Source organism: Streptomyces mutomycini (genome assembly GCF_001700505.1).
Lineage (GTDB): Bacteria > Actinomycetota > Actinomycetes > Streptomycetales > Streptomycetaceae > Streptomyces > Streptomyces mutomycini.
The window spans coordinates 1-22,945 of record NZ_MAPV01000131.1; the positions used below are offsets into that span (position 1 = coordinate 1).

General features: G+C 68.2%; 18 protein-coding genes. 11 read left to right on the forward strand and 7 right to left on the reverse strand.

What is annotated here, in order from left to right; translation table 11 throughout:
• Positions 1-190 precede the first annotated feature (190 nt).
• Entirely contained in the window at positions 191-661 is a 471-nt protein-coding gene (locus BFF76_RS19595; protein WP_031098448.1) for a carboxymuconolactone decarboxylase family protein, read from the forward strand.
• Positions 662-914: 253 nt separating this feature from the next.
• A complete protein-coding gene (locus BFF76_RS19600) occupies positions 915-2,030 on the forward strand; it encodes an ADP-ribosylglycohydrolase family protein (protein WP_031098449.1) in 1,116 nt (371 codons plus the stop codon).
• A 78-nt stretch (positions 2,031-2,108) separates the two neighbouring features.
• Here the strand turns inward: BFF76_RS19600 and BFF76_RS19605 are convergent, their stop codons facing one another.
• The 4 genes from BFF76_RS19605 to BFF76_RS19620 all read right to left on the reverse strand — a co-directional run bounded on the left by BFF76_RS19605 (position 2,109) and on the right by BFF76_RS19620 (position 6,521).
• Entirely contained in the window at positions 2,109-3,692 is a 1,584-nt protein-coding gene (locus tag BFF76_RS19605; protein WP_031098451.1) for a sodium:solute symporter family protein, read from the reverse strand.
• Between the two features lie 558 nt (positions 3,693-4,250).
• The gene (locus BFF76_RS19610; protein ID WP_031098453.1) at positions 4,251-4,457 is read right to left on the reverse strand and encodes a DUF397 domain-containing protein; all 207 of its coding nucleotides are present in this window, start codon (positions 4,455-4,457) and stop codon (positions 4,251-4,253) included.
• A gap of 248 nt (positions 4,458-4,705) precedes the next feature.
• On the reverse strand, positions 4,706-5,563 hold the full coding sequence (locus BFF76_RS19615) for a helix-turn-helix domain-containing protein (protein ID WP_031098454.1): 858 nt from the start codon (positions 5,561-5,563) through the stop codon (positions 4,706-4,708).
• Between the two features lie 238 nt (positions 5,564-5,801).
• Positions 5,802-6,521 (reverse strand): GOLPH3/VPS74 family protein, encoded by a 720-nt coding sequence (locus BFF76_RS19620; RefSeq protein WP_031098456.1) that lies wholly within the window; start codon positions 6,519-6,521, stop codon positions 5,802-5,804.
• A gap of 215 nt (positions 6,522-6,736) precedes the next feature.
• Between BFF76_RS19620 and BFF76_RS19625 the strand changes: the two genes are divergently transcribed.
• The 3 genes from BFF76_RS19625 to BFF76_RS19635 are packed head-to-tail and all read left to right on the forward strand — an operon-like array spanning position 6,737 to position 12,384.
• Positions 6,737-9,544: a D-alanyl-D-alanine carboxypeptidase gene (locus BFF76_RS19625; protein ID WP_079122426.1), complete on the forward strand. Its 2,808-nt coding sequence runs from the start codon at positions 6,737-6,739 to the stop codon at positions 9,542-9,544.
• 50 nt (positions 9,545-9,594) lie between these two features.
• On the forward strand, positions 9,595-11,418 hold the full coding sequence (locus BFF76_RS19630) for a DUF2339 domain-containing protein (RefSeq protein WP_031098460.1): 1,824 nt from the start codon (positions 9,595-9,597) through the stop codon (positions 11,416-11,418).
• A 48-nt stretch (positions 11,419-11,466) separates the two neighbouring features.
• Positions 11,467-12,384, forward strand: coding sequence for an adhesin (locus tag BFF76_RS19635; protein WP_244167303.1), 918 nt, complete (start codon positions 11,467-11,469; stop codon positions 12,382-12,384).
• Between the two features lie 55 nt (positions 12,385-12,439).
• Here BFF76_RS19635 and BFF76_RS19640 read toward each other — a convergent pair whose 3' ends face one another.
• Positions 12,440-13,189, reverse strand: coding sequence for an ATP-grasp domain-containing protein (locus tag BFF76_RS19640; RefSeq protein ID WP_065848720.1), 750 nt, complete (start codon positions 13,187-13,189; stop codon positions 12,440-12,442).
• An 86-nt stretch (positions 13,190-13,275) separates the two neighbouring features.
• On the opposite strand from BFF76_RS19640, the gene BFF76_RS19645 reads away from it, so the two are divergent.
• On the forward strand, positions 13,276-14,145 hold the full coding sequence (locus BFF76_RS19645) for an aminoglycoside phosphotransferase family protein (protein ID WP_065848725.1): 870 nt from the start codon (positions 13,276-13,278) through the stop codon (positions 14,143-14,145).
• Positions 14,146-14,157: 12 nt separating this feature from the next.
• Entirely contained in the window at positions 14,158-14,397 is a 240-nt protein-coding gene (locus BFF76_RS19650) for a hypothetical protein (RefSeq protein ID WP_031098470.1), read from the forward strand.
• Positions 14,398-14,547: 150 nt separating this feature from the next.
• Here the strand turns inward: BFF76_RS19650 and BFF76_RS19655 are convergent, their stop codons facing one another.
• A complete protein-coding gene (locus tag BFF76_RS19655; RefSeq protein WP_244167304.1) occupies positions 14,548-15,873 on the reverse strand; it encodes a hypothetical protein in 1,326 nt (441 codons plus the stop codon).
• Positions 15,874-16,825: 952 nt separating this feature from the next.
• Here BFF76_RS19655 and BFF76_RS19665 point away from each other — a divergent pair.
• Positions 16,826-17,668, forward strand: coding sequence for a hypothetical protein (locus BFF76_RS19665; protein ID WP_031098475.1), 843 nt, complete (start codon positions 16,826-16,828; stop codon positions 17,666-17,668).
• Positions 17,665-18,426 carry a hypothetical protein gene (locus BFF76_RS19670; RefSeq protein ID WP_141695627.1) on the forward strand — a complete coding sequence of 254 codons (762 nt, stop codon included), beginning with the start codon at positions 17,665-17,667 and terminating at the stop codon, positions 18,424-18,426. Before BFF76_RS19665 ends, BFF76_RS19670 begins: the two co-directional genes overlap by 4 nt.
• A gap of 110 nt (positions 18,427-18,536) precedes the next feature.
• On the opposite strand, the gene BFF76_RS19675 is transcribed toward BFF76_RS19670, so the two are convergent.
• A complete protein-coding gene (locus BFF76_RS19675) occupies positions 18,537-18,884 on the reverse strand; it encodes a hypothetical protein (protein WP_065848722.1) in 348 nt (115 codons plus the stop codon).
• A 645-nt stretch (positions 18,885-19,529) separates the two neighbouring features.
• Between BFF76_RS19675 and BFF76_RS31480 the strand changes: the two genes are divergently transcribed.
• Together BFF76_RS31480 and BFF76_RS19680 are read left to right on the forward strand one after the other, a co-directional pair.
• Positions 19,530-22,124 carry a tetratricopeptide repeat protein gene (locus BFF76_RS31480; protein WP_275935666.1) on the forward strand — a complete coding sequence of 865 codons (2,595 nt, stop codon included), beginning with the start codon at positions 19,530-19,532 and terminating at the stop codon, positions 22,122-22,124.
• Between the two features lie 183 nt (positions 22,125-22,307).
• The gene (locus tag BFF76_RS19680; protein WP_065848723.1) at positions 22,308-22,775 is read left to right on the forward strand and encodes a GntR family transcriptional regulator; all 468 of its coding nucleotides are present in this window, start codon (positions 22,308-22,310) and stop codon (positions 22,773-22,775) included.
• Positions 22,776-22,945 lie beyond the last annotated feature (170 nt).

Below are 22,945 nucleotides of genomic sequence, written 5' to 3' on the forward strand. Positions count from 1 at the left end.
GCCGACGCCGACGCCGACGCCTGAGCGGGGCCGGCCGCGCGCAGCGGAGGCCGCCGGCCGCCCGCCCCCGGAGCACGCACCCGCACCGGGAGACGCACGTCACATCGCGCTCATGTCACATCCCGCCGGGCCCGTTCCGTCGAAGGGGCGTAAGCAGTCAGCGGCAACGCACACGCACAGGGAGCACATGATGGAAGCGCGTCTGAACGTCTTCGGCAGCCCGCTCGCGGCCACCTTCCTGAAGCACATCAATTCGGCCGGCAAAGCGGTCACCGACTCGGCCGTACCGGCGGCCACGCAGGAACTCGTGAAGATCCGCGCCAGTCAGATCAACGGCTGCGGATTCTGCCTGGACATGCACACCAAGGAAGCCGCGAAGGCCGGCGAGACCGCGACCCGCCTGCACCTGGTCGCGGCCTGGCGGGAAGCCACGGTCTTCACCGACGCCGAGCGCGCCGCCCTGGAACTGACGGAGCAGGGTACGCGCATCGCCGACGCGGCCGGGGTCACGGACGAGGCCTGGGCCGGTGCCGCCAAGCACTACGACGACGACCAGCTCATCGCCCTGGTGGCCCTCATCGCCGTCATCAACGCCTACAACCGGCTGAACGTCATCACCCGGCAGCCGGCCGGGGACTACCAGCCCGGCCAGTTCGGCTGACGGGCAGCCGGCCGCCGGGACCGCTTCCGGGGTCCCGGCGGACGCGCGCGCGATTCCATGTCCGTGGCGGGAGCGGGGCAGGGAATTCCGCACGGATTCCCGCGGGCGAAATGGTCCCGGAAACCGTGAGGAATGCCGTTCAAAAGTGCTCCGCCACGCTAGTCCGTACATATTGTTCCAGCTATGAGCCCACCGTTCCCGTTCGATTACAGTGCTTGCGCAGTCGCACCGCAGGCCGGACGGAAGGGGCACGGTGAGCACAGGGACCACAGCTGTCTGGGGCCGGGTCCAGCAGCAGGACTTCCGCGGCCGGGTGCGGGGGTCCCTGCTCGGCGGAGCCATCGGTGACGCGCTCGGCGCCGGCGTCTCGGGGCTCTCCCTGGAGGCGATACGCGCCGCCCACGGAGTGGACGGGGTGGCCGACTTCGTCCCCGTGCACGGCAGACGCGGTGCCGTCACCGCCGCCACACAGCTTACCCTCTTCACCGTCGACGGGCTCATCCGTGCCCAGGTCCGCCGTGACACCGGCGCGTGGCACCCGCCGACCGACGTGCACCGCGCCCATCTGCGCTGGGCGGCCACCCAGAGTGCCTGGGGGCCCGACGAACGGCGTAAGGACAACGGCTGGCTGGCCAGGGAGGAGTGGCTGTACACGCGCCGCGCGCCCACCAGGGAGTGTCTGGCCGGCTTCGGTGACGCCACGATGGGCACCCTCGCCGTGCCCAAGAACCCCGCGGCACGCGACTCGGCGGCGCTGACCCGGTCCGCGCCCTTCGGGCTGCTCGTCGGCTGGGAGCCCCAGCTCGTCCTCCAGCTGGCCGTCGAGTGCGCCGCCCACACCCACGGCCACGCCACCGCCCAGCTCGCGGCCGGAGCCCTCGCTCTCATGGTGCACGGTCTGGCCCGCGGCGAGACCCTGGACGCTTCGGTCCAGCACGCTCTCGCCCTGCTCACCGAACGCCCGGGCAGCGAGCAGGTCACCGAGGCGCTCCGGCAGGCCCTCGGCTCCGTACGCCAGGGAATCCCGGGGCCCGCCCTCATCGAGGCGCTCGGCGACACCGACTCCGCCGAGGAGGTCCTAGCCGTGGCGCTGTACTGCGCGCTGGTCGGTGAGGATGTACGCCATGGACTGCGGCTCGCGGTGAACCACTCCGGGCCCTCCGCGGCCACCGGGGCCGTCTGCGGGGCCCTTCTCGGGGCGCTGCACGGCGAGACGGCGCTTCCGCCGGCCTGGCTTGCGGAACTGGAGGGGCGCTCGACGCTCCTCGAACTCTCCGACGACTTCGCGATGGAGATGACCCAGGGGCCGGCCCTGCACAGTCCGGCCGCGGTCGCTCCGGGGTGGCTGGCCCGCTACCCGCGGGACTGAGCGGGAACGTCCGGGAGGACGGGGACGGGCGGGCGCCGCCGCGCCCGCCCGCCGTACCCCACCCCGTGTGCGGGGCGGTCAGTCCTTCACGCCCTCCGGAACTGCCGTGCTCTCCGGTCCGGGCTTCTGCGCGGGCACGGTTGCCGCAGCGGCTTCGCCGCCGGGGCCCTCGTCGTCCGTGTTGATCTGTGCGATGAGGGCGTCGCGCTCCGGGGTGTCCTCGGGTTTGATGAACCCGATGACGATGTAGAGCACGAGGGAGATCGCCAGCGGCAGGGCGACCTGGTACTGCAGCGCGACATCCGTCTTCACCGAACCGTCGAGGTTGTAGTTGGTGAAGAAGAAGGCGAGCAGCCCCGCCGCCCAGCTGGTGAGCGCCGCAGTCGGGCCGGAGCGGCGGAACCTGCGCAGCAGCCCCAGCATGAACGGGATGGCGATCGGGCCCATCAGCCCTGCCACCCACTTGATGACGACCGAGATGATGTCCTTGAACGTCGGCGAGTTGATCTGGGTCGCCAGCGCCATGGACAGGCCGAGGAACGCCAGCGTGGACAGCCGTGCGGCCATGAGTCCGCTGCGGTTGCTCCAGGAGCGGGCCGCTTTGGAGAACACCGGTGCGATGTCCCGGGTGAAGACCGCCGAGATGGCGTTGGCGTCGGAGGAGCACATGGCCATCGTGTGCGAGAAGAAGCCGACGACGACCAGGCCCAGCAGCCCGTGGGGCAGCAGTTGCTCGGTCATCAGCGCGTAGCTGTCCGAGGCGTCGGGCTTCTTCGCCTCGACGAGCAGCGGAGCCACCCACATCGGGAAGAAGAGGACGACCGGCCAGACCAGCCACAGCACGGCCGAGAGCCGGGCCGAACGGGTGGCGGAGCGTGCGGAGTCCGTGGCCATGTAGCGCTGGGCCTGGTTCCACATGCCGCCGTTGTACTCGAAGGTCTTGATGAAGAGGTACGCCAGGAGGAAGGTCACCGTGTACGGGCCGGCCGTCGGCTCGGTGTGGCCCTCGGGCAGCTTGTCCCAGACGGTCCACAGCGAGCTGAAGCCGCCGAGCTTGCTCATGACGATCACCAGCATGGCCAGACCGGCGAAGAGCTGGATGATGAACTGTCCGAGCTCGGTGAGCGCGTCGGCCCACAGCCCGCCGACCGTGCAGTACACGGCCGTGATGATGCCGGTGATGAAGATGCCCTGCGTGAGCGTGATGCCGGTGAAGACGGAGAGCAGCGTGGCGATGGCGGCCCACTTGGCACCGACGTCCACGATCTTCAGCAGCAGACCGGACCAGGCCAGGGCCTGCTGGGTCGGGACGTTGTAGCGGTCCTTCAGATACTCCAGCGGCGAGGCGACGTGCAGTCGCGAGCGCAGCCGGTTGAGCCGGGGCGCGAAGAGCTTCGCACCGATGCCGATGCCGATCGCGATCGGCAGCGACCACGTCACGAAGGACGTGACGCCGTACTGGTACGCGATACCCGCGTAGCCGGTGAACATCACCGCGCTGTACCCGGACATGTGGTGCGAGATGCCCGACAGCCACCACGGCATCTTGCCGCCGGCCGTGAAGAAGTCGCTGACGTTGTCCACGCGCTTGTGCGACCAGAGTCCGATCGCGACCATCACACCGAAGTATCCGATGAGCACGGCCCAGTCGAGACTGTTCATGTGCCCCCTCCAGGGGTCCGCCTTGTGAACGGGAACGCACTTCGTCAGTACGGCCGTTCAGCGGGGCCCCGTGCGGGAACGGGACTTCAGGGATTGAACCGCTTGGCCAGGGCCATGGTCAAGGTTTTTGCGGTCAGAGATGTGAACGCAGATCAGCAAGGCGAACGATTTTGCTGTTTCTTGACCGAGTGGGGCGTTGTCGTGAACGTGACCACGGCCACACGATGAGCGGGCACTTCGTCAGGCTGTGCAGGGATCGACGCAAGGCAGGAACGCCCGAGAACGCAGAACGACCGCACGGGATGCGGGTCCCGTGCGGCCGGAGAAGGGGGAGAGCTGCACGACGTGATGCTCACGCACCGATGGCGCCCGGAGCGCTGCCGGGGTCGGCTGCTGAGGTCGTGACCGGCGCGCCACGCCGATCGGTGGCGCATGCGCCCGGAAGCGGGGCCGAGCCCCCTCGGCCAGGACGGCGGGCCAGTCGAGAGGGCTCCTGAACGGTCGTGCGCGGTGACCGGACGTCATACGGCACGCGGGCCGATGTTGACCGGCCGCCGGTCAGGCGTTGATCGAACCCGACGCGACGTCACGCACGAAGGTGTTCCACGCTCCGGACACGAAGGACAGCGAGGGGCCTTCGGGGGCCTTCGAGTCACGCACGGCGATGGCCTGCGTGACGGGCGACTTCACCTCGACGCATGCCCCGTTGCCGCCGGAGTAGGACGACTTCGTCCAGTTATCGGTAACACCCTGAAGAATAGCCATGTTCACTCCGGTTCAGAGAGTTGATGTGAGAGGCACCAACTTCGTTCCTGTTGGCGTGATCGACGCTACTCGTCAACATCGCCTGTTGGTGGGGCCGTTCACTCGACCGGATGGCATATTCCATGCGGGTCTTCCGCTGTGAGGTGGTGGCGGTGTATCTTCCCGCCCCCACCTCACCCGCAACGGAGCATTACCCGCACATCAGGCTTTGTCGGACTGTCCTGTTCCGGCGGGCCTCCGGTGGGTGTTCAGCGGGTGTAGCCCTTGGCGATGTCCTCCACGAACTGGCGCGTCTGGTCGACGTTCAGCGCCTGTGCCCGCAGGTGCTCGTACATCACGCTGTAGCGCTGCACGTCGTTCGCCTTCTCCAGGTAGAGGTCGCTGGTGACCCCCTCGATGTACACGACGCTGGAGTCCGCCGCGTCGGGGAACTCCAGGATGGCGTACTGCCCGTTGATACCCGGGTGCGCCCCCATGTCGAAGGGCAGCACCTGCACGGTCACATGGGGCAGCTGGGACTGCTCGATGAGGTGCTCGAGCTGTTCGAGCATGACCTGCTTGCCGCCGACCAGCCGGCGCAGGGCTGACTCGTCGATGACGGCCCACAGCCGCAGGGGGTGTTCGGGGGCGTTGACGCGATCCTGCCTGCGGGCCCGTACGTTCACCCGCTTCTCGATGTCGGACGGCGGCGCCTCGGGCAGCGCGCCGGTGATCAGGGACTCCGCGTACCCCCTGGTCTGCAGCAGCCCGGGCACGACCTGGGGCTCGTACACCCGGAGGGACTCGGCGTCGGTCTCCAGCCCGATGTACACGCTGTACGGGATGTCGCCGAAGGCGTGCCACCAGCCCTGCTGGCGGGAGTCCTTCGCCATCTGCATCAGCGAGTCGACGACGCGGTGGTCCTCGACCTCGTACACCCCGCAGAGATCGCGTACGTCACGCTGGCTGATGGAACGGCGGCCGTTCTCCAGGCGGCTGATCTTCGACTGCGAGACCAGCAGCCGCTCCGCCACCTCCTCGGCCGTCATGCCCTTGATCTCGCGCAGGCGGCGCAATTCCTGGCCCAGCCGGCGTCGCCTGACGGTGGGATTGACGTTGGTCGGCACGGGAACGGCACCTCCGGCTATGCGGCTTCTGTAGCTGTGTGTGTCTGCTGCTCAGCAGATTGCCACCCGAGTCCCCGGCCGCGCTGGGAAATCGCCACACGCAGCGACGGCACGCAAGAGCGCGGGGCAGCCGGTGGATCCGGCTGCCCCGCGCCTGGTGCGGCTCCCGAACCGGGTCATGGGGACGTCGGTGCGGCGGTATTCGGTGCTCCGCGCAACTGTCCGCGCGGTCGTGCTGTCAGTGGACGGAGGTGTGCGCCATGCTGCCGCGGTGCGCTTGCGCTTGCGGCTGCAACGGCACGCCCGCCGTCTGCTGGTTACGGCGTGGCTGGACGGCCACACCGTTCTGGACGTCCATCACGGCATGCGCCACGAGACCGCCCATCGGGTCGTGTCTGATCAGGTCCCGGAGCCGGGAGCGCGACGAGCGCCCCTCGTTCCCGGGGTAGAGGTGCTTGCCGAGTCCGACCGCGTGGGCCAGTGCGGCGAGCGCCGCGGTCCGCGGGTCCGGCGGTACGCCGGTGCGGATCGCACTGTCCAGCCGGGCCCTGATGTCCCGGCTGATCGCCGTGTCCGTCGCCTGGTAGCGAGTCGTCGGCAGCACTCCGCACATCTGGCCCGCCACGGCATGAACCATGCCGCACCGCTCCAGATGAGCGAGATAGATCTGGCGAAGTCCCAGCCGGGGTCCGCCGATCCAGTGGACGGCCCGAACCGGACTGCCACGACGGCGCAGCAGTTCCAGTGCGGAGTCCAGAGTCGGATCTCCTGTCGGCCGTGGCATCACCACGGCGATACGATCCCCGTCAGGGGCTATCCGTCCTGCCAGAGCCAGCTCTACTAGCTGTGCCCCGGCCAGGCCGAGGTCGAGCGACTGCGGCTGCGCTGTGGTACCCGTGGTCGGGTCCAGAGCGAGCAGCAGAAGCTCCTCCGGAATTGTTCTGCGGCTCCTGCCCATCCATGCCTCCCCGCGTGGATGAGTGACAGGGTGACCCCTCTCACAATGGTCTGTCGAGGGCGCCTGGGCGCTTTGTGAGGGAACCGTTAGGTATGTCGTTCTCGTCTAGCGGTTCGGCCAAGGGTTCACACAGGACACTGGTGAATGGTTCGGACAGTGCGGGCGTGACCCCGCGGCTCATCAAGGAGGTATCGGTGGCGGGCGAGTCCCCCGACATGTCGGAGCAGCGGAAGTCGTCGGGGACGGCCGAGGGACGCGATCCGCGTCTCGCCGTGTTCCGCGAACCGGACGCGGGTGCGGGAGCGGATGCGGCCGGCGGAACCGCCGGGACCGCGACCGACAGCGAGACGGCGGTCTTCCGCATGCCGGGCGCGCCGGACGCGCCCGAGAGCGCAGCGGCGCCCGAGGGGCGCGCGGAGGGCGCGGAAGGCCCCGAGGAGGGCCCTGAGGGGGCCTCCACGCCCCCGGAGCCCGAGGAGGCGGCTGAGGAGGCCACGACGGCGCCCGAGGCGCCTGCGGGCCCGGCTGGGCCGACTTCGGGCAGTGCGGAGGCGGAAACGGGCGCCGGTTCCGCCTCCGAGGCGGGCACGGAAGCCGAGGCGGATTCCGGGGCCGAAGTCGTGCCCGAGACCGGTTCCAGCCGCGACGACGGCCGTACCGGCGCCGGTTCCGACGGCGATGAGCGGCCCGAGCCCGAGGTTGAGCCCGAGCCCGAGGCCGTTGCCACGGATGCCGAGGCGGCCACGGGTCCCGGCGCCGAGCCCGCTGCCGGCGCCCGGAGTCAGGATGCCCCCGTGGCTGCCCCGGTGGCCGCTCCCGCTCCCGCACCCGCAGAAGAGGCGGGCGCCGGTTCCGGCACCCGTGCCGACTCCGGCGCAGACTCCGGTTCGGATGCCGAGCCCGACGAGCGGCCCGCGGCCGCACCCGGCTCCAGCTCCGTATCGGAATCGGAATCGGACGAGGGGCAGACGCCGGCCGACGCCCGGCTGCGTGCCGTCGTAGCGGCGTGGGTGGCGACCGATCCCGAAGAGGAAACCGCAGCTCAGAGCAGTGCGGCCGAGGGCAGGGACGCGTCGTCCGAAGGCGACGAGGACACCGGTAGCAGCAGCGGCGACGCTTCCGCCGTCACCGGTGACAAGCCGGCGGACACCGGCGTCGCGCCGTCGGCGGATGCCGACGGCAAGCCCGGCGCCGACGACGACGCGACGGCTGCCGGCGACGCCGGGACTCCGTCCGGGAACGACGCCGCGGTCCGGACCGACAGCGACGACGATGCCTCCGCGGACGCCGGCGACGACGCCTCCGTGGACGCCGACGACGTGCCGGCCGCCGGCGCTTCCACGGAAGCACCCCGTGTTCCGAAGACCCGCGAGGAGGTCTCCCCGGCGAAGGAGCCCGAGCTCGCGCGCGACGGCCGGGGAATCGATCATCCGACCGCCGTCTTCAAGGCGCCGCGTGCCGAACAGCTCGATCATCCGACGACCGCCCTGAAGCTCCCGCCGAAGGAGAAGGAGGCTCCGCGCAAGCCCGCGTCCTGGGCCGCGAAGCCCTCCGGCACCCCCGAGGCCCCCGCCGAGCGGACCAGCAAGTTCGTGCCGCTGCGCTCGGACGACGTACGCCCCCCGGCCGTGGTCGGTCCCACGATCACCCCGGACGTCGCGGCGGGGCCCGGCACCCCCGCGAGCCCCGGGGCCGGACTGCCCGAGGCCGAGCGGACCAGGCAGCAGCCCATGCCGCCCAGGCCGCCGCTCGACCTGCTCGCCGAGCTCACGAACACCCCGCCGCCCGAGGAGACGCCGGTCCGCACCGCGGTCCGCCGGGTCAAGATCTGGACGCCGCTGGTCCTGCTCCTCCTGATCATCTTTGCGATCGCACAGTCCGTGCGTCCGCTTCCCGAGCCCACACTGACACTCTCCGCGGAACCCACCTACACCTTCGGCGGCGAGAAACTGGACATGCCGTGGCCGGAGGAGGGCCAGGGCGCCGTCGAGGTCGAGGGCGTCGGCACCATCGGGACGTACGGCAAGGAGAAGTCCGCGCCGATCGCGAGCGTCGCCAAGATCATGACCGCGTACGTGATCCTCCAGGGCCACCCGATCACCGGCAAGGAGGACGGCGACCGGATCGAGGTCGACGCGAAGGCCGGCGAGGAGGCGGACCGGCCGGACGAGTCGACGGCGCCGATCAAGGAGGGCCAGAAGTACACGGAGCGTCAGATGCTCCAGCTCCTGATGATCCCCTCCGGCAACAACGTGGCCCGTCTGCTGGCTCGTTGGGACGCCACCACGGAGAAGGCATTCGTCGAGAAGATGAACGCGGCGGCGAAGGACCTCGGGATGACGAACTCGGTCTACACGGACCCGAGCGGTCTCGAGTCCACCACCCGGTCCACCCCGGCCGACCAGCTCAAGCTGGCCAAGGCGGTCATGCAGAACGACGTCTTCCGCGAGATCGTGAACATGCCGCAGGCCCAGATCCCGGGCATCGACAAGATGATCTACAACAACAACAACATCCTGCTGGAGCCCGGCGTCAGCGGCATCAAGACCGGCTCGTCGACCCCCGCAGGCGGCAACCTCATCTGGACGGCCGACACGATCATCGACGGCAAGAGCCGGCGGATCATCGGCGCGGTCATGGGCGCCGACGCCGGCGGGACCCTGGACGCGAAACTGCAGCGCTCCCTGCAGACCAGCCTGGCGCTGATCCGGGCCGCCCAGAAGGGTGTCGACTCCGCCACCGTCGTCAAGAAGGGCCGGGTCGTCGGCTACGTCGACAACGGGCTCGGCACCCGGACACCCGTGGTCGCCACCAAGGACCTGAAGGCGGTCGGCTGGGGCGGCCTCGAGGTCGAGCTGGAACTGGCCGACGGTGGAAAGACACCCGCCCAGGTGGCGAAGGCGGGCACGGTCGTGGGCGAGGTGACGGTCGGTTCCGGGACGGGCAAGGTCTCGGCCCCCGTCGCGATCCGGAGCGAGATGACGGAACCGGCCTTCGGCGACAAGCTCACGCGCATCACCTGACCCACCGACCGGCCCGGCCCCCTGGCCCCGCGAGGACGGGGAGAGTCGCAGTGACCACCGCTGAGCCGACACGGGCGGACACCGGCCCGCCCGCCCCTGGCCTCTCCGTCCGGATCCCGGCCCAGGCCGGCGGAGGCAGCGGCGGCGCCGACGGCTCGATACGCGGCCGCCTGCGGCGCCACCCGGTCCTTCTGACGACCGCGGTCGCCGCGGCCGTGCACCTCCTGTGGTTCTTCTTCTTCGCGAACAGCGGCGGCGACATCGCCGCTCAGGACGCCTGGGCCGAGTTCGTCGGCCGCCACCCCGGTACCGCGTACAACCTCGCCTGGTACGGGGGCATGCACCCGGTCTCGTACAGCGTGGTGTCGCCCTACCTGATGTCGGTGCTCGGCGTCCGTACGACGATGATGGTCGCCGGCACCGTGTCCTCGGCGCTCACCACCCTGATCCTGGTGCGGGTGCCCGCCGTCCGTAACCCCGTCGCGTGTGCGCTCGCCGGAGTCTTCGCGTACCTGTGCAACGCCCTCTCCGGGCGGGTGACCTTCGGGCTCGGCATGATGTTCGCGCTCGGTGCCGTGGCCGCCGTCTTCTGCTGGCCCCACCGCTGGCGCTACAAGCGCTGGGCGAAGGCCGTCGTCGCCGCACCCCTGGCCGGGCTCGCGACCGCGGGCAGCCCGGTCGCCGGGCTGTTCCTCGGCGTGGTCGCCGCGGCGCTCTTCCTGAACAAACGGCGCCCCGGGGCGTACGCGATCGGCCTGCCCCCTCTCGTGGTGGTGGTCCTCTCCGCGTGGTGGTTCCCCTTCTCCGGCACCCAGCCGATGGCGCTCGGCACCCTGTCGCTGCCCTTCCTGTACTCGGTGTTCGTCTTCTTCCTGGTCCCCCGCGACTGGCACACCGTGCGGACGGCCGCCGCGGTCTACGGCGCCGGGACACTGCTGACCTACGTGGTCGACTCGCAGATCGGCTCGAACGTGTCGCGCATGGCGATGCTGTTCGCCGGCGTGGTCCTGCTCGCCGCGCTGCCGTACACGGCGCCGCGCACCCGGCGCTGGTACGCCCTGATCGTCGTCTTCGCCGGGCTGAACTTCTGGATCGGCTTCAAGGGCGTCGACGACATCGTCCGTACCGCACCCACCGCGTCCTGGACCCGCGAGCTGGCCCCGCTGGTCAACCAGCTCCAGAAGGCAGGGGCGGACCGGGGCCGGGTCGAGGTCGTCCCCGCCAGCAGCCACCGCGAGGCCTCGGCGCTCGCGCCGTACGTGAACCTGGCCCGCGGGTGGAACCGGCAGGCCGACATGAAGCGCAACCCGCTCTTCTACGACGACACCCTCGACCCGGTGAACTACCGCCAGTGGCTGGACCGCTGGGCCGTTCACTACGTGGTGCTGCCGACCGGGAAGCCGGACTCCGGGGGTGAGCAGGAGGCGGCGCTCGTCGAGAAGGGGCAGCCGTATCTGAAGAGGGTGTGGAGCGACGCCAACTGGAAGCTGTTCCGGGTCCTGGACCCGGTGCCGCTCGCCGACCCGCCCGCGACGGTGGAGCGGGCCGGTGACGACGAGCTGATGATCCATGTGCAGTCGGCGGGCCGTGTCCTGATCCGCATTCCGTACTCCCGGTGGCTCGCCGTCGTGGACGACGAGGGCAAGAGCGTGGAGCGGCCGCAGGAGACCGAGGCGTCCAGGAAGCGCACGGCGCAGGACGGAGACGCTCCGAAGGACTTCACCAACGCCCACGGCTGCCTGATCAAGGTCGAGGAGGACGGGGACGGCGACGAGTGGACCGAGCTCCTCGCACCGCGCCCTGGGGTGTACCGCCTGGCGGCTCCGTACCAGCTGCAGCCGGGCACGCCTTGCCCCGAGGAACTGCGCCAATAGTGCGGGAACTCTCCCTCCGGGCGGGCGGCACTGGCAAGGTGTGCTGCCATGAGGTGCCAACACTGCGGCGGCGAACACGCAGGACCACTGCCGGGCATGGTCTGCCCCCGGTGCGGCTCCGTGGAGCGCTCGCCGCACGGGAACGGTTCCTGGATCGCGCGGGAGACTCTGATGGGCCGGGTCTCCACCCTGCCCCGGCGGCGGAAGGTGCTGCTGGCGGCTGGAGTCGGGGTGGCCGTGGCAGCGCTGGCCACCGCCGCCGTTCCACTGCTCGCCGCGGGAAGCCCGGGCGCGCGCCCGGAGGCCGCGGGCAGGGCGGGCGCCGTCCCGGCCCCGATCGGCGGCGGGGCCCCGACCCGGATCGGACCGATCGGGTCCGGTGGGAGCGGGCCCGGGTCCGGTGGGAGCGGGCCGCCCCGTGAAGACGCCCCGCAGCCCCCAGCCGGATCAGCCCGTTTCCGCTACACGGCGTGGGCCGGGCCCGGGTGCACCACGGGCGACTACACCGAGCGCGGGCGCTTCGAGAACGGCGACGCGGGCTGGTACACCGTCGAGTCGGGCGGCTTCTCGGGAAGCCCGTGCGACGGCCGGTTCAGCGCCGTCCCCATGTCGGGGAGCCCGGGCCAGGACCGGGGGAGCAGCGCCGTCTGGTCCTGGCACCTCGGCGAGGGCTTCCAGGAGTGCGCGCTGACGGTTTTCGTGCCGAGCAGCGTCCGCGACCGCGACGTGGCGGGCGCCCCGACCGTCTACCGGGTGCTCTCCGACCCGCACGACACGGAATCGGCCTATACGGGCTTCGTCGTGCACCAGCCGGAGCACCGGGGCACGGCCGTCGACGTACGGTCCTACCCGGTCAAGGGGGAGACCTTCGCGGTGCAGCTCGTCGACCGGGGCCGGGACTGGGGCGACGCCGCACTGGTGGGAGCGCACCACGCGGCGGCGCAGCTGAAGGCCTCCTGCCACTGATCTGTGGCCCTGCCGCGACCCGGTGGACCAAGCTCGGTGGCGCCCCGCGCACGGGTCACCGGACGAACGCACGGTCGCGTTCCCCCAGTCGCACGGCCGGACCGGCGGCCCTGAGCACCACATCCAGCGCACGCTCCGGATCGGAGGTGTAACAGCCGCTCGCCCAGGCTGCGTTGGCTTCGATCGCTGCCCACTGCCCCACGTCGGTGACCCCGATGTCGACGACGATCGCGGACGGCAGCGTGTGCCCGGCGGCGGCGAGCAGCTCCGAGCCGAACGCGAGCGCGGCGGCGCACAGGGGAGCCGGCGACAGCCGTCCCGACACGGCGTACCGGCTGCCGGTGTGTATCTGCCCGTCCAGCACATACAGCCGGTACTCCGCATCGAACGTGACGACGTCACTCACCAGCACCACCGTCTCCGGATCGACCGCGTCCGGCCCCGGCAGCCTTGATCCGTCCGCGTAGACCAGTGCCGGAATGCTCTTGTCGTTCGGCGATTTGACGAAGACCGGCCGGCGGAGCCCGTACGCCTCGCTGATGGGCACGGCACGGATCTCGCGCCGGACGAACGCGGCGGGCAGCCGGGCCAGCCAGTCGGCGGGAGCTTCGAGGGGCGCGATGCCCAGTACGGGAGCCACGGCGTCGGCGAAGGACGGGCCGGCGTGAAGATGCGCGGCCCGGTCGCGCAGCCCCCGGGGCACCTCGCGATCGGGCAGCTGCACGGTCTCCAGGCCGCGCAGTCGGGCGGTGTCGCGGAGTGTCCGGGCGGACGCGGTGAGACGGGGCGGGAGCACGAGGGGCATGGACAGCGATCCTGCCGCAGCGGGGACGCGCGGCCCACCGGATTTTCGTTCGACAGCCCGTGCCCGGTTGGGTTTGCATGGGGCGGATGCACGCCAACGAGACCAGAACCGACGCGGCGCTCGTACGCCGCCTGCTCGCCGCACAGTTCCCCGCCTGGGCGGAGCTTCCCGTCGAGCCGGTCGGCTCCCACGGGACGGTCAACGCGATCTACCGGCTGGGGGCGGACCTGGCGGTTCGGCTGCCCCGCATCGAGGGCGGCTCGAAGGACGTGGCGACGGAACACCGCTGGCTGCCCCGCCTCGCCGAACACCTTCCCTTCCCCGTACCCGTTCCGCTGGCCGCGGGTGTGCCGGCCGAGGGCTACCCGTGGTCCTGGTCGGTCTGCCGCTGGATCGACGGCGACAGCCCGGCCGCCGGTTCGGGCGGTGCCGGATTCGCCGCCGACATCGCGGAGTTCGTCCTGGCCCTGCGCCGCGCCGACACCACCGACGCCCCGCCCGCCTACCGCAGCGAACCCCTGGCCGCACGGGACACGGCCACCCGGGAGGCGCTGGACGCGCTGGACGGTGTCATCGACACGACGGCTGCTGCCGGTGTCTGGTCCGACGCCCTGCGCGCCCCTGACCAGCAGGGCCCGGCCGTATGGGTCCACGGCGATCTCCAGCCGGGCAACGTCCTGGTCTCGGGCGGCCGGTTGAGCGCCGTCATCGACTTCGGCTGCATGGGCCTGGCCGACCCCGCGGTCGACCTGATCGCGGGCTGGTACCTGCTGCCGGCCGGGGCGAGGCGAGTCTTCCGTACGGAGGTAGGGGCGGACGGCGCGGAGTGGGCGCGGGGCCGGGGCTGGGCCCTGTCGGTGGCGCTCATGGAACTCTCGTACTACCGGACGTCGAACCCGGTGATGGCGACGACGGCACGGCACGTCATCGGCGAGATCCTTGCAGAGGCGGACTGACAGCTCGCCGGCGTGCCACCGCCCGTCCTGTGGGCGGTGGGCGGTGGGCGGTACGGGCGGAACCGAGGAGCACACCTGGGCGACCTCCAGCGCGACGGCCTCGCCCGGGCCTCGTACGAGAACCGCCTCTTCGCGATCACCGGCTTCTCCTGCGGCAGCGCCCCCACGCTCCACGTGTTCCCGGACGCCGGCAAGCTGGACACCGCCCTGAGCCTCCAGGCCCCCGCAACCTCCCACAAGGACAAGAACTGACCGTCACCGGACAGCTGTGGGCAGCGGAGCCCTTCCCCGTCTCCACGGCGACGGGCATCCTCAGGCGACCGTGCGAAAGGGCCGGTTCGAGAGGTCGACTCCCGAACCGGCCCTCGGCGCTGCGGGCGTCGGTGCTGTCAGCCGTGGAGGTCAGCGACTCGCTTTCACGGCCTCCGACGTCGCCGCACGGAACGACTCGGTCGCCTCGAAGTGCGCGCGGAAGTAACGTCGCCCCGCGTCGGGGATGTCGGCCGCGAACGCGTAGCCGCTGCCGGACCAGGTGGCCTCCGTCGTCAGCAGGTCGGTCCACTCCTTGCCGTCACCCGAGTACTGGATGTGCACCGGGATGGTGGCGGGCGTCCAGCCGTCGGGGAAGTCCATCGCGCCCTCGACGTGCACGCCGCCGTGTGTACGGGTGGCCGAGAACGAGTTGAAGGCCGAGGCACGCAGAACGGTGATCCGGGCACTGTCCGCGGTCGCGGGGGCGATGAACGGGTCGTCGCTGTGCGACGCCACGTGGAAGCTACCGGTCTCCCACGGGGCGTGGGTGAAGGAGATCCTGCCGTCCTCACCCGTCGTGAAGTAGCCGACGGAGGCGAACTGGCCGCCGCCGGAGGGCTCGAAGAGCACTCCACCGCTCTGACCCTCGAAGGGCACCCAGCCCTGCGGCGTCTCGCGCTCCAGCGTCGCCGTGAGGGTCACCTCTTGTCCGAGGTCGATCGTCCGAGCCTCCGACGGGGCCTCGACGGCCCAGCGCGTGGCTACCTGCCTGACGCCGATCTGTGTCGACGGGGACTCGCCGTACAGGACGTAGGGGTGCTCGTTGGCGTGCCGGTAGACGGCCTGGACCGGAACAGCGCCGTGCACGGTGACCGTGCCGGAGAAGTTTCCGTCCGCGTCGGTGCGGACGGTGCTCTCCGTCCAGTAGTCCACATCGAGGTCCACCGGGTGATCCGTCAGGGGCTTCAGCTCGCGGGTAGCGGGCCAGCGCCCCTTCAGGGTGCCGTCGACACGCACCTGGCGGTGGTCGATGTCGATCTCCGCGCGGTCGGTGCGCACGTCCTCGAACACCGCGGCGACGTAGTAGGCGAGCGAGCCCGCGGAGTTGTCGGTCGTACGGTCCCCGTCGGCGTCCGTGGCCTCGACGCGGACGGTGTAGCTGCCCAGGTCGGCAAGGTCCAGGGGCTGCTTCGTGTGCCACACGCCGTCCTCCGGCGTGCCGGAGAACAGGGCGAACGCGTCCATCTCCACGACGGCCACTTCCTGCTGCGTGGCGGCGGAGACGATACGGGCCTTGATGTCCGTGATGGCACTGTCGGAGCTGATGCCGACGGCCAGGGTGCCGAGGTCGTCCGAGACGCTGTTCGCCCATCGGACGTCAGGAGCCTGCCCCTCCACGGCGTTCGCTGCCGGTGTGCCGCTCAACAGGAGTGCGACGGTGCCGATCGCGGCCCAGGCCGCTTGCCTTCTGAACATCAAATCCCCCCAGGGATGATGAGAACTGTGCTGTGTTCCCTCCACACCTCTGCAGTGGAAGTCTCAGCTGAAGGGCATTTCTATCGCATGGCTGTGACATCGGGCTCGTGAGTTTGCGCCAGGGGACCGGCCCGGCCTCGCGAGGGGAGTCGGACCCGCGCCCGCCTGCCGGGCTGAGGCATCCCGCAGCGACCTCCAAAGGCGGCGAAGCGGAGTCCCGGGTGGAGGGTCCGCGGTTGGGAGAGCAGCCCGAGGTGGCGACCATCGTGAACCCGGGCTCGGTCTCCGTACGCCGGACCGCGGCGTTCGCGGCAGCCACAACGGACATGAGCGGCGGTGGATCACCTCCGGGCCGCAGTCGTCGTCACCCGACTTCGGTCGTGAGCAGCCTCAGCGCCCTGGATACCGGGACACACCGAGCAGGATGCTTCCAGCGAGGAACAGGCCGGCACCCACTGCCAGGAGCGAACGGAGCACGTCGCCCGGGGGGTTGAACGTGAACGCGCCGAAAAGACAGGAGAGGCCGCTTCCTGCGAGCACCTGACCGAGCCCATGAGGCACAGGACGCAGGACCCGGGCTCGCTCCCATGGATGGATCCATCCGGTGATGAGCCCGACGACACCACTTGCCGCTACAGCCAGAGCGAACGCGATGAACGCCCCCAGCACCACGTACTGCATCACGCCTCCCCGGGTCATCGTGGCACACTGACCGGCCGCCCGGATTCGCTGACCGGCGCGGATACCGTCGGCGCGTCCTTCACCGTCCGCTCGCAACCGCTTACGCGCGGGTACGTCGAGCCCTCTGCCGGGCTGTCGCTCTCAGGGGCTCCGCTTCATCCGGTTCGCGGGGGCGTACACCGGGCTGCGGTGCTGTACTGGAGAGGTGGAGCGAAAGCATGCACTGGCATCGGTCACCCACTTGAGGCGACGCGGCGGGGCGGCTTCGTACGTGGCTGACCGGCGGGCCGAGCAGATGCGCACCCGGGTCCGGCTCATGATCGAGATCACGGCGCAGGCAGGGGCCTACCGGAAAGGGCTGGTCGCGGCCGCTCGCCGTCTCAGCCGGGAGGAGGCGGCGGTCCTTTCGGATCTGGAGCGCCACGGACTGCAGGTTCCCCAGTTGCGCGACGTGCTGTGCGGCGGCCATGTGCTGGTGGACGAACCGCAGCTGTACGAGGACTGGCGGTTCGCCAAGGTGAGCCACGAACGTCTGTCCAGCCACCACCGTGACATCGACAAGGCGCTGTATCCCGACATCGGGATGCGCGGGGAGGTGGTGCGGGAGAAGCTGCACGGGCGCACCGCCCACGGCACGTGGGTGCAGTTGGAGAAGACACCGGCCGCGTTCGGGGGGCTGAGGCTGCCCAGTGTGAGCGACCTTCGCCACCTGATGGACTACGTGGTGTACCGGATCACGCGCAGCAACGTGGGGCCCTGGGGGCTGTCCCGGATGACCGAACGGCGCCCGCTGTATCTATCGCCGTTCCTGGCCGTGCCGACGTCCCTGACGCCTCCGGTCGCGCGGGTACTGACCCATGCCCTGCGCCGGATCGAGGAGGCCGACGACGTCACTGCCGTTTCCGCGGACCTGGCGGCCCGGTTCCCGCCCCCGGACCGGGAGGACCTGGCCGGCGAGCTGGGGCAGTCGCTGTCCGGCAGTGCGGGCCGTGGGCTGTTCGGCAACTCCGATGTGTGGGTGACCGAGACCCTCTCACGGAGCGCCGCCGCGGTGCTCCATGAGAGCCGGGTGCCGCCCGCGGTGGAGTTGCTGCAGCCGGGAGGGCCGTCATGAGTGACGACGATCGGCGAAATGCGCCCCCTGCGGCGCCGTCGGACGCGGGGGCGGTGTCCGCTCCTGCGGGGCTGGTGCCGGCCGTGGTGGACCTGGTCGACACGGGCCCGGTGCTGCTTGGTGCGTACACCATCGCGGAGCTGACCGCGGTGGACGCGATCGTGGACTTCCTGGAGGCCAGACCGTCGGACGAGGTGATCGCCGAAGCCGTCCGCTCGCTGGCGGCGCGGCAGCTGTTGCAGGCGGGTGACACGGGCGAGGAGGTTCAGGTCCAGGGAGACCTGGGCATCGCCGTGGCGTTCCAGCAAAGGGCCCGCAAGGTGCTCGATGCCCGCACGACCGGCTCGGGCCCGGGAGAGCCGTGGCGCATCCTGTTGCTGCCCCAACCCGAGGGGATCTGTCTCATGGTCCGTATCGACGCGCTCGGCGTGCACCAGTTGGGGCTGTACAAGCTCGACGAAGCCCTGGACTCGCTCACCGGCTGGCTGCCCCGAGGCTCGTCGGCAGACCCTGACGAGGCAGTGGACGCAGAGGCGGTGCTCGCTGCCGCGGAGCGCTCCGCACTGATCACCGTCACCGACTACACGGCGCAGGGATCGGCCGAGACCAGTGGCAACAGCAGGGATCTGGTGCTGGCCCGCAGTGGCGGACGGCTGCATGTCCTGGTCCGGGATCTCGCCGAGCGGACGAAGCTGGTGCCGGACCCCGAGGCCGACAAGGACAGTGTCCGCGAACGGCTCATCGGTCTGCTGACGTAGACGACCGCCGCTGTGGCCAGCGCTCACGCACGGCCCACGCAGACGGCCCCGCACACGGGGTCCGAGGCGGGCCGGAGCGTCTCCCTATAGACAAACTGTCGACGGTCAACTCAACGTTGCCCAGTGGGCCTGCCCCGCCAGGCGAAAGCGTCTGCCGTTCGCATAGCCAGGGACCCGGTTCCCCAAGAGTCGGTGATGTCTGTCCAGTTGCGGAGCTGGGCGCTGAGCGCTCCGTCCCGGGCTGCTTGGTCGTAGTAGAGACTGAACCTGTAGACCCTGCCGTCACCGGCGATGACTTGTCCGTCCTCGTGATCGGGGCCCTCCTGCAGAAGGTCGACGACTACCGTCCGGTCCGGAGCGAGTCCCTGCCCCTTGAGGAGCCACCGCAGCCGGGCCCAGAGGGCGTAGTCGCTGGTCCGGAGCAGATCCGTGTACTGCACGACGATGCTTGACGTCATGAGATTCATGATCGGCCCTACGCCGGTACGGAGAAGCGCGGGGCACCGATCGGGCACGTAGCGGCACGCGTGTGACACGGGCGCGGCGCGATCATGCGAAAGGGCCAGTTCGAGAGGTTCAAGCCTCCGAACTGGCCCTTTGTGCTGTGCCCCCGGCAGGATTCGAACCTGCGACACCCGCTTTAGGAGTTCGCCCCGCCCGCTTCAGGACCCTGGTCCCGCGCTTCCAGCGCGGGACCAGGGCGACACCACGGGCCTCTGGGATCCGCAACCGTGTGATGACGTTGCCGTCATCGACTGCCGTCACGCCGTGTGCCGAAGCAAGGTTGGCTGCTGCTCTAGCCGATGGGGGTGCTGTTATCGCACCTCGTCCAGGCGTGCGATCACCCTCCTTCGCTACCTCCTCTCAGCAGTCTTCTGCTGCGCGTCAGGTTTCGGCCTTCGACGCTCACGGCCCTTCGCGTCCTTCGGCCGTCGCAACTCTGCCGATTTCACCTGCCAACTCCATAGACGTGCGGTGAGGCGGGGCGGGGGGTGAGGTCGCGCTCAGGAGGCACCGGTTGCCGCATTGGGGGCCAATCGCTTCGTGCTGCGGACTACCGTGTTCTCCCAGGCCGACAGTTCATGCGAGAGGTTGAGGCATTGATGGCGAGGGTTACACCTAGCAGGCGGATCGAGCGGGCCGGCGTGAACGCAGTTCGAGCGCTTCTTGAAGAGCATGATCAGATTGTGCAGGAGATCGATGGAGGAAATGACTACGGTGAAGATTTGTTCGTGATGCTGACGAAAGATGGCCACAGAACCGGAATGAGTGTTGCCATTCAGGTTAAAAGTGGTGCAAAATATAAGCGCGCAAATGGATACGCGATTCCCGTAGAAGAGCATTTCGATGATTGGACAAAAAGTCTCCTTCCTGTCTTTGGTGTTGTTTTTGATATCGAGAGCAAGCGGCTATATTGGGTCAACCTAAGTGCCTCTCTGAAGGGAGCGCTGACTCCGAAATCTTGGGTAAGTGTCAATTCTGATGATGAACTCAATGCCGCCACCGTTCGTAATTTTCTCGACGTGGCGCAGGAGTATGCCGAAGAGAACCACTCTCAGATTTCTAGGGAAATCCCCACCCAGGTTCTCTCAGTTTCCGAGACGTGGAGCGTCCCTCCGGATTGGTTCATTGGGAGAATTGCGCAATGTGCGGAAATTGCCAAGACTCTAACGGAAGTATCAAGGCGTAAGGTGCTGATTTCCGGTATCGCTGGTATCGGAAAAACCGCCCTCGTGCATAGAGTCATTAGGGAACCTTCAGTGCAAGAGGTGTACTCAGGATCTGTCGTTTACCTGGACATGTTTGGTTTCGCCGGAGATCGGCGAACACTTGGTCGGTCCGGGGCCGCTTACGCGCCGCTTCTCGCGGCACTGGGCATTCCGTCGTCAAGTGTTCCTGCAGACATAGGAAGTCAAGCGGTGATCTATCACAGAAAACTTGAAGAACTGGCTGACCTTGATACTCCGATACTTCTCACCTTTGACAATGTGGCCGAGATGTCGCAAATTGCTGAGCTGCTCCCAAGGTCGCCAAAGCACGGGGTTGTAATCACGTCCCGTACTCAGCTGGGGGTTATTGACGGCATTGAAAATATTCACCTTCGGGAAATGTCGGCCACGGAGGCTCGGGCCCTTCTTAGTGCAAATCTTGCGTCAGAGAATATGTCATCCATGGAGCCGCAGAAAATCGATAGCCTGTGTACACTTTGCGGTCGTCTCCCTCTGGCCATAAAAATTGCAGCGGCCATTCTTAAGGGAGATCTCGACCTAGGTGTTGATGAGCTTATAGAGGAACTCGAAGAGGAGGGCAATCGATTGGACGTTCTCCAATACGGAGACACGGCGGTACGTGCTGCCTTGGAGGTTTCGTACAAGCACCTCGACGAGGAGCTGCGGGAGCCGTTTTTCCGTCTTTCCGTGAATCCAGGGAGTGAAATTTCAACCGAAATTGCTGCAGTCGTAATGGAGGTCGCACCGTTGAAGGCGCGTGGCCTCATGAGGCGGTTGAGCGAGTCAAACCTGGTGTCTCGAAGCCCCGTTCCGGCGAGGTGGGTTATGCATGACCTCGTCTACCTATTCAGCTCAGAGAAGGCTAAAGAGCTGATGCCTGGAAGTAGGTGGCTTGCAAGTTTTACTGAGTTGGCGCACCGCTATTACGATGTAGCCGACGAAAGCAATGATCGGCTTCGGGGGGTAAGTCCATCCGCTCGCGGGCGGTTCCAGACTCCAGCTGACTCGCTGCAATGGTTTGACATTGAGTGTGAAAATCTTGTCGGAACCGCACAGCGTGCAAGCGATCTGGGTTTGCATGAGGATGCCTATTTCATTTCCATGAACCTAGTCCTCTATTTTGATATGCGTGGCCGGGTAGCCGATGCGTTGCAGAGCTCGGTTTTGGCTCACGATTCTGCGCGCGCCTCAAAGAATGCAGAACAGCAGGTCAGGGCGCTCAATAATATTGGGTTGGCTTTGACGACTCAGCGAAAATTTAAGGAAGCCATCCAGAAGCTAACTAAAGCGCAGGCCATAGCTGAGAGGATTGGATTTTTCGATGGTGGGTGTGATGCGGCGATTAGCCTCGGGGCAGCCGTTCGCCAATACCGAGGTCCGGCCGCAGCAATTCCGCTGCTAAAGCAAGCTTTGCACCTTGCCGAACGAACAGGGAGGGTAAATTCTATTGCCACCGCGCTGACAAATCTCGGTTCGGCTTACCGGGAGTCTGGCCAACTCGGCAACGCGGCCAAGGTGCTGGAAAAGTCCATCCCGCTTCATCAGAAGACTGGTGATCTCCGAAAGGAGGCGTCCGCCCACGGTGGGCTTGGCGCTGTCTACTCCAATATGGGCAAGCACGCGTTGGCTCTAGAGGCTTACGAGAAGGCCTTTACGGCATATGAGTCCGTGCAGGATAAATTTGGGATTCATCTCGGATTCATGAATCTTGGAGCTACCTACTGTGACGTAGGAAACCATGCTGAAGCCCGGCGATGTCTTGAGCGTGCGCGGGTGTACTTTTCGAAGACAGGGAATTTCTATTACGAAGCCGGCGCACTTGCTAACCTTGGCCAAGTGGAGCAGGCTGAAGGCGATCGCAAGAGGGCGCGGCAGCTTTATACGCGTGCACGGGAATTGTATGCGGCAGCAGCTGCGCCAGAGGGGGTTCAAATGGTTGCCCGCTGGTTGAGGGAGTTGGATGTTTAGGGTTTGAGTACGCCTTGGAGTCGCTCTCTTCGAGCGGACAGCCCTGACGGTAACAAGCTAGCCGTGAATGGGGTATAACACCGCAAAACCGCTATCGACGGGGGCTGCTACACCGCGATCCCTGCTGATGGGTTGAAGAGCATGGCAGGCTTGAGGTAACACCGACGAAGAGGGGGAGGACGCGTGTCGCAGCAGGCCAGCCCTCGGGGAACCTTTCTGAAGATTGCCGATGTTGTACGAGGGCAGATCGAAGCCGACGACTCGATGGCTGAACTGCCGTCGGCCGCCGACCTGATGCGCGACCACGGAGTCTCCCGTGGTGTCGCGCTCCGGGTGTTCGGCGTGCTCCAGAAGGAGGGCATCGCGGAACCGGTGCCTGGTGGACGTTGGCGGGTGATCCGACGGGGCGAGTTGATCGACCGTCGGCCGTTGGCCGAACGCCTTGCTGACGTGATCGCGGACGACGAACTTTCCGTCGGGGCATCCTTCCCGAGCGCGGCAAAGCTGAGTGAACGCTTTGAAGTCTCGCGGCCGACAGCCAGCAAGGCACTCGACAAGCTGCAAGCCGCTGGTTTGCTTTCAGAGGGGAAACAGGGAAAGCAGCGGACCGTGTTGGCCCTGCCGAACCAAGAGGAGGGTTCCAAGCCTTGAGTACTACGGAACTGACCGAGTGGGCCTACCCTCTCGCAGCTCTTTTTGCTGTTCGGCGGAACGCCGCCCGATAGTCGCGCCGCGCAGCGGCCCCTCACTCACGTTCTGAGGGACGACCGGACTACTACAGACGCCCCTTCTTTTTCTTAAGACCGTGTCCTATGTGGGGG

What these genes read in the sequence shown, in the direction of transcription:
- BFF76_RS19595 (WP_031098448.1), top strand. Translation starts at nt 191, where the DNA reads ATGGAAGCGCGTCTGAACGTCTTCGGCAGCCCGCTCGCGGCCACCTTC.
- BFF76_RS19605 (WP_031098451.1), bottom strand. Translation starts at nt 3,692, where the DNA reads ATGAACAGTCTCGACTGGGCCGTGCTCATCGGATACTTCGGTGTGATG.
- BFF76_RS19610 (WP_031098453.1), bottom strand. Translation starts at nt 4,457, where the DNA reads ATGGCTATTCTTCAGGGTGTTACCGATAACTGGACGAAGTCGTCCTAC.
- BFF76_RS19620 (WP_031098456.1), bottom strand. Translation starts at nt 6,521, where the DNA reads ATGGGCAGGAGCCGCAGAACAATTCCGGAGGAGCTTCTGCTGCTCGCT.
- BFF76_RS19625 (WP_079122426.1), top strand. Translation starts at nt 6,737, where the DNA reads ATGTCGGAGCAGCGGAAGTCGTCGGGGACGGCCGAGGGACGCGATCCG.
- BFF76_RS19635 (WP_244167303.1), top strand. Translation starts at nt 11,467, where the DNA reads ATGAGGTGCCAACACTGCGGCGGCGAACACGCAGGACCACTGCCGGGC.
- BFF76_RS19640 (WP_065848720.1), bottom strand. Translation starts at nt 13,189, where the DNA reads ATGCCCCTCGTGCTCCCGCCCCGTCTCACCGCGTCCGCCCGGACACTC.
- BFF76_RS19645 (WP_065848725.1), top strand. Translation starts at nt 13,276, where the DNA reads ATGCACGCCAACGAGACCAGAACCGACGCGGCGCTCGTACGCCGCCTG.
- BFF76_RS19655 (WP_244167304.1), bottom strand. Translation starts at nt 15,873, where the DNA reads ATGTTCAGAAGGCAAGCGGCCTGGGCCGCGATCGGCACCGTCGCACTC.
- BFF76_RS19670 (WP_141695627.1), top strand. Translation starts at nt 17,665, where the DNA reads ATGAGTGACGACGATCGGCGAAATGCGCCCCCTGCGGCGCCGTCGGAC.
- BFF76_RS19675 (WP_065848722.1), bottom strand. Translation starts at nt 18,884, where the DNA reads ATGACGTCAAGCATCGTCGTGCAGTACACGGATCTGCTCCGGACCAGC.
- BFF76_RS31480 (WP_275935666.1), top strand. Translation starts at nt 19,530, where the DNA reads ATGGCGAGGGTTACACCTAGCAGGCGGATCGAGCGGGCCGGCGTGAAC.